The sequence below is a fragment of the Actinoalloteichus spitiensis RMV-1378 genome (assembly GCF_000239155.1).
GTDB classification, from domain to species: Bacteria; Actinomycetota; Actinomycetes; order Mycobacteriales; family Pseudonocardiaceae; genus Actinoalloteichus_B; species Actinoalloteichus_B spitiensis.
In genome coordinates this window covers 1-5,892 of sequence record NZ_AGVX02000429.1, presented here as the reverse complement: position 1 = coordinate 5,892, position 5,892 = coordinate 1, and the positions used below count along the sequence as shown (strand labels likewise).

Here is a 5,892-nt window from a genome sequence, read left to right as displayed (position 1 = left end):
CGGCCGCCGGGGCGGGCGGCGGTGCGGCCGGGGGCGGGTCAGCGTTCCGGCACGGTGGCCAGTCGGGGCTCCGGGGCGTTCTCCTGACTGGGGACGTCGTGGTCGGCGGCCGGGGTGATCACGGAGGTCTCGATGCGGGTCACGTCGGAGTGCAGCGTGGTCAGCACCGCCCCCAGCAGGATTCCGACGACCGCGGAGGTGATGAGCGCCGCAGCGCTGATCACGTAGAAACGTAGACCCATGCCCGACCTCCCCAGTGAGTTCCGGTGACCGTGCGGTCGCTCTAGGTAAGACATCGTCACCCCGTCAGGCGGCGACGGCTACTCGAGTCCGCGACTACCCCCGGGTGGGTCACCCGCAAACGTCGTGCTGGAAGGGCTGGTCGCCGACCGTCACCCCGCGCCGGGGGCCCGCGAGCGCATCCACCGCGCCCACGCAGGGGGAGACGCCGGCCTCCGCCGGCGGCGCCGCGTCCGCCGCGCCGGGTGCGGCGGAACCCCGTACCCACCCCGCCGCCGATCACTCCCCGAGAACACGAAAGGGGGGCATCGCGTCGGCCGGGTGAACCCGGTGGTGGCACTCTGCCCATCTGGTAGGCAGCGGAGTGAGACGGAACGGGCGCCTGGGGCGGATGGTGCGCCGGGTGGACGGTCGCGACGTCGTGGCAGGCGCCGCCCCGCCGCACCAGCGCGCCGACCGCCCACCCCGGGCCGCGCTCCACCCGGGTCGCCACACCAGCGCGGGAAAGGCGGCGCCCGTCACTCCCGCGTCACCACCACGTCCGCTACCGGACAGATAGGGTCCGCATTCGTGAAAGCTGTGCGTCGCTTCACCGTCCGAGCTCACCTGCCCGAGCCCCTGCGCGCCCTGGGCACCCTGGCCACGAACCTGCGCTGGACCTGGCACCCGCCGACCCAGGACCTGTTCGCCTCGATCTCCCCCCGGGCCTGGGCGACGGTGAAGGGCGACCCGCTGCGGCTGCTCGGCGAGGTGCGGGCGGAACGCCTGGAGCAGTTGGCCCGGGACGAGAACTTCCTCTCCCAGACCCGCGCCCTCGACGACGACCTGCGCCGGTACCTCACCGAGCAGCGCTGGTACCAGCGCCGCCAGGAGGAGCTGGGTGACCTGCCGGCCGCCGTCGCCTACTTCTCAATGGAGTTCGGCGTCACCGAGGCGCTGCCGAACTACTCCGGTGGGCTCGGCGTGCTCGCCGGCGACCACCTGAAGGCCTGCTCCGACCTGGGCGTCCCCCTGGTGGCCGTGGGCCTGCTCTACCGGTCCGGCTACTTCCGCCAGTCGCTGTCGCCGGACGGGTGGCAGGTCGAGCACTACCCGCTGATCGACCCCCGCGCGCTGCCCCTCGAACAGCTCACCGACGCCGAGGGCGCTCCCGTCCTGGTGCGGGTGGCGATGCCCCGGGGCCGCGTGCTGCGCGCGCGGATCTGGCAGGCACGGGTCGGGCGGGTGCCGCTGCTGCTGCTGGACACCGACCTGCCCGAGAACGAGCCGGAGCTGCGCGGCATCACCGACCGGCTCTACGGGGGCGACCAGGACCACCGCATCCAGCAGGAGATCCTGGCCGGGATCGGCGGGATGCGGGCGGTCCGCGCCTACTGCCAGCTCACCGGCCACCCCCAACCCGAGGTGTTCCACACCAACGAGGGGCACGCCGGTTTCCTCGGCCTGGAACGCATCCGGGAACTCACCGAACAGGAGGGTCTGGACTTCGACCAGACCCTCGCCGCCGTCCGCGCCGGAACGGTCTTCACCACCCACACCCCCGTCCCGGCCGGCATCGACCGGTACCGGGTCGACATGGTCCGCCACTACTTCGGCGACGGCGGCGACCACGACCTGCTGCCCGGTGTCAGCACCCGGCGGGTCCTCGCGCTGGGCGCCGAGGACAACCCGAACATGTTCAACATGGCCAACATGGGGCTGCGGCTCGCGCAGCGGGCCAACGGGGTGTCCCAGCTCCACGGCCGGGTCCTGCGGGACATGTTCCGGGGGCGGTGGCCCGGGTTCGACGCCGAGGAGGTGCCGATCACCTCCGTCACCAACGGTGTGCACGGCCCGACCTGGTCGGCCCGGGAGATCAACCGGCTCTTCGGGGACGCCGACTCCGCGTTGGAACACGCCAGCAGGCTGCGCGGGGTCGAACCGATCACCGACGCGTTGCTGTGGGAGATCCGCTGCACCCTGCGGGAACGGCTCGTCGCCGAGGTGCGGCGGAGGCTGCGGGACGCCTGGCTGCACCGGGGAGCGTCCGAACTGGAACTGGACTGGACCGAGTCGGTGTTCGACCCGGACGTCCTCACCATCGGCTTCGCCCGCCGCGTCCCCACCTACAAGCGGCTGACGCTGATGCTGCGCGACCCGGACCGGCTGCGGTCCATCCTGCTCGACCCGGACCGGCCGGTGCAGCTCGTGGTGGCCGGCAAGTCCCACCCCGCCGACGAGGGCGGCAAGGCGCTGATCCAACAGGTGGTGCGCTTCGCCGACGACCCCGAGGTGCGGCACCGGATCGTCTTCCTGCCCGGCTACGACATGTCCCTCGCCCGGTACCTCTACTGGGGCTGCGACGTGTGGTTGAACAACCCGCTGCGCCCGCTGGAGGCCTGCGGCACGTCCGGGATGAAGGCGGCGCTCAACGGCGGCCTGAACCTGTCCGTGCGGGACGGGTGGTGGGACGAGTTCCAGGACGGTCGCAACGGCTGGTCCATCCCCACCGCCGACGGGGTCACCGACCCCCGACGGCGGGACGACCTGGAGGCCTCCGCGCTCTACCGCTTGCTCACCGACGAGGTGACCCCGTTGTTCTACGAGCGGCGGGAGGACGGCGTGCCGACGCGGTGGATGTCGATGGTGCGCCACACCCTGACCACGCTGGGGCCCAGGGTGCAGGCCAGCCGGATGGTGCGCGAGTACGTCGAGGGCTGCTACCTGCCGGCGGCCCGGTCGGCGGGCACCATGTCGGCCGATGACTACCGGGGTGCCCGGGAGGTGGCGGGGTTCCGCTCCCGCGTGGAGGCCGCGTGGCCGGAGGTGCGGGTGCTGGACAGCGACCTGTCCTACGACGGCGAGTCCGTGCCGCTGCTGGGGGCCGAGGTGACGGTGACCAGCCGCGTCGAGCTGGCCGGGCTGACCGACGAGGACGTCATGGTGCAGGCCGTCGTGGGTCGGGTGGACGAGGACGGCGAGCTGCACGAGGTGGTCACCGCCGACATGCGCAGGACGGAGGACGGTTCCTTCCGGGGCGAGGTGGTGTTGCCGCACGCCGGGGCCACCGGCTACACGGTCCGGGTCCTGCCCCGCCACGGGCTGCTCACCGAACCGGCCGAACTGGGCCTGGTGGTGCTGGCCGGCTGACGTCCCGACGCGCGGCGCGGCCCAGCACGCGGCGGCCCAGCGCGCGGTCGGCTCGCGGGTTCACCGCCCTTCCGGGGGCGCGGCCGCCCTCAGCGGACCGCCCCCACGTCGAGGCGTTCCCGCACGGCCGCGACCCGGGGCCACCAGGCGGCGAGTTCCTCGGCCCGGCCGAGCGCTTCCCGGGCTCCCGCGTTGTCGCCGGCCGCCATCCGGGCCCGGGCGAGGGTGGCCAGGTCGTCCGCGCGGGACAACGGGCCCTGGCTCTGGTCGGCGGCCAGCGCGGCGAGCCGCGCCGAGGCCGCCACGTCCCCGTCGAGCAGGGCGAGCGCGGCACGGGTCCCGTTCAGCCGGTGTTCCGGGTAGCCGAGCCGCACGGCGTCCGACATGGCCCTGCGAGCCACCGGCAGCCCGGTGTCCGGTTCCACCTGGCCGACCTCCACCGCGGACACCGCGAGGCCGGCCAGCCCGGCCAGGGCGAAGGACATCCGGCGGGGATCGTCCCCACCGCGCTGGACCATGCCCATCGTCACCGCCACCGCCTTGGCGTACCGGCCGGTGGCCTCCAGGACGCTGACCTGGCAGGCGGAGGTCGACCACGTCCCCGGCCGCGCCCGCGCCAGCCGGTCGGCGGCCGCGGCGGCCTCGGTCAGCTGACCGGCCAGCACCGCCTCGGTGACCTCCCGGGCGAGCGGGGCCGCCTCCATCTCGGCGAGCCGGGCACCGGAGACCCGGGGCAGGCGGAACAGCAGCCACCCGGTGGAGGTGCTGCCGGCCGTGTCGCGGGGGAGCAGCGCGTGGACGATCCGCGCCACCCCGCCGAGGAGAGCCCCGGTCCACAACGGATCGGGCACACCGAGCAGCGGGAGGGCGGCGGCTGTCGCTCCGGCCAGGGCGGAGCACAGACCCGTCGCCCACAACCGGAGGCGCACCGGGAGCCGGTCCGGGCTGATCGAGACCGACAGCGAGACGGGGACGGCCCGCACCGCGACCACCCGGCGCGGCGTGCTCCACTCCCGGACCAGCCGGCCGACGCCGACACCGACGCGGGTCACCCGCCCGCCGCCGAGCGACGCCCCGAGCAACATGCCCAGCTGGAGCGCGAGGGAGACCCCCAACAGGCCCAGCAGCGCGCCGGACCAGGCCAGCAGGACGGCGAGCACCCCGTCGGCCAGGGTCATCGGCAGCAGCGCCAGCGGGACGAGGACGGCCAGCAGGACCCCTGGGCGGCGCAGCGCGGTGAACGGTCTCACAGGACCGGCACGCTAGCCGGGCCCGCCGCCCCGGTGGTGCGTTTTCGCCCTACTCCTGGGCCGGGGAGCGCGACCGCCCGGACGCCCCCGACCCCCGGGGACGAGCGCCGACGCGCCGACCGGGGGTGACGGTCGAGCCGTCGCACACACACACGAGGTCGGTGGTCACGGGTTCTCCGGCAGGCCCAGGAAGCCACGACCTCGTCGCGGAACCGGCAGGTCGTGGGGTGGCCGCGCGCGGGGCGGAGCAGGGGGACTGGCGGAATCCCTGTGGTGCGGACCACAAGCTGGATACAGTGCCAGAGGGTGAACTGTCGGTCACACCGTAGGCACTGGGGGATTCGCGATGGTGGTTCCGGGTGGACCCGGGAGGGGAGGACCTCCGGGGGGAGGCGGCACTTCCGGCGGATATCCCGCGCCTCCGCCGGGTGCTGGCGGAGGCGGAGGCCAGCACGACCCGAAGGTCCGGGTGGCCAGGATCGGACTCGTCGGCGCGATCGTCACCACGCTGATCACGGCGGTGGCCGGGGTGTTCACGGCGTACTTCGCCGGTCGGGAGGTCGGGGGGAACGAGGCGGCCACCGTCACGGTCACCGAGACGGCCGCCCCCGACCCACCGGCGGTCACGGACACCGGTGCCGGGGGAACGGACGCGGCCGGAGACGAGCAGGGCCGGAACACGGCGGTCGCGGCGGTGGGCGAGATCCGGTTGGTGGACCAGACCGCAGTGGACGGCGGGTACGACTTCGACATCGGGTCCGCGACGGTGCTGCGGCAGGAGTACCCGGACGCGCTGGTGCAGAGCGGACCGTGCGAGGCCGCGATCACCTACAACATCCCGGCGGACGTGGGGGAGTTCCACACCGAGGTGGCCCTCTCGGACAGTTCGCCCAACACCAGCCGCACCCTGTTGACCCAGGTGGATGACGGGCCGGTCGAACGGACGAAGGTCGTCCCGGGAGTGCTGTCCGAGGTGACCGTCGACGTCTCCGCCGGGTTCCGGATCACCCTGGCGGTCGAGGCCGACGACTGCGACTACTGGGATGGCGCCACGTTCACGGTGCTCCCGAACCCGGTCTTCCGGCCCTGAACCGGCCAACCGGCCGGAGGTGGTGCGCCGAGGACGGTTCCCGAGCGCGGTACGACCACGGCGGGCGGTTCGCCGAGGACGCCGCCGTCCCCGCCGTCCCAGGGCTCCGGTGGCTCCGCGCGGGGCCCGGGGGCACGCGCGGAGGGGCCGACCGAGCCCCGCGTTCGCGCCGCACGCCCGGGT

Annotated in this window: 4 protein-coding genes; 2 read left to right on the top strand and 2 right to left on the bottom strand. The window is 74.1% G+C overall.

What is annotated here, in order from left to right:
- Positions 1 to 38 precede the first annotated feature (38 nt).
- The gene (locus ACTIDRAF_RS0218390; RefSeq protein ID WP_016700194.1) at positions 39 to 242 is read right to left on the bottom strand and encodes a hypothetical protein; all 204 of its coding nucleotides are present in this window, start codon (positions 240 to 242) and stop codon (positions 39 to 41) included.
- Between the two features lie 568 nt (positions 243 to 810).
- Between ACTIDRAF_RS0218390 and glgP the strand changes: the two genes are divergently transcribed.
- Positions 811 to 3,369 carry an alpha-glucan family phosphorylase gene (glgP, locus tag ACTIDRAF_RS0218385; protein WP_026066244.1) on the top strand — a complete coding sequence of 853 codons (2,559 nt, stop codon included), beginning with the start codon at positions 811 to 813 and terminating at the stop codon, positions 3,367 to 3,369.
- Positions 3,370 to 3,458: 89 nt separating this feature from the next.
- Here glgP and ACTIDRAF_RS29675 read toward each other — a convergent pair whose 3' ends face one another.
- Positions 3,459 to 4,619 carry a hypothetical protein gene (locus tag ACTIDRAF_RS29675; protein WP_016700192.1) on the bottom strand — a complete coding sequence of 387 codons (1,161 nt, stop codon included), beginning with the start codon at positions 4,617 to 4,619 and terminating at the stop codon, positions 3,459 to 3,461.
- A 469-nt stretch (positions 4,620 to 5,088) separates the two neighbouring features.
- Between ACTIDRAF_RS29675 and ACTIDRAF_RS0218375 the strand changes: the two genes are divergently transcribed.
- Positions 5,089 to 5,709: a hypothetical protein gene (locus ACTIDRAF_RS0218375; protein ID WP_016700191.1), complete on the top strand. Its 621-nt coding sequence runs from the start codon at positions 5,089 to 5,091 to the stop codon at positions 5,707 to 5,709.
- Positions 5,710 to 5,892 lie beyond the last annotated feature (183 nt).

Coding starts and splice junctions, on each gene's coding strand:
- ACTIDRAF_RS0218390 (WP_016700194.1), bottom strand. CDS start 242: ATGGGTCTACGTTTCTACGTGATCAGCGCTGCGGCGCTCATCACCTCC.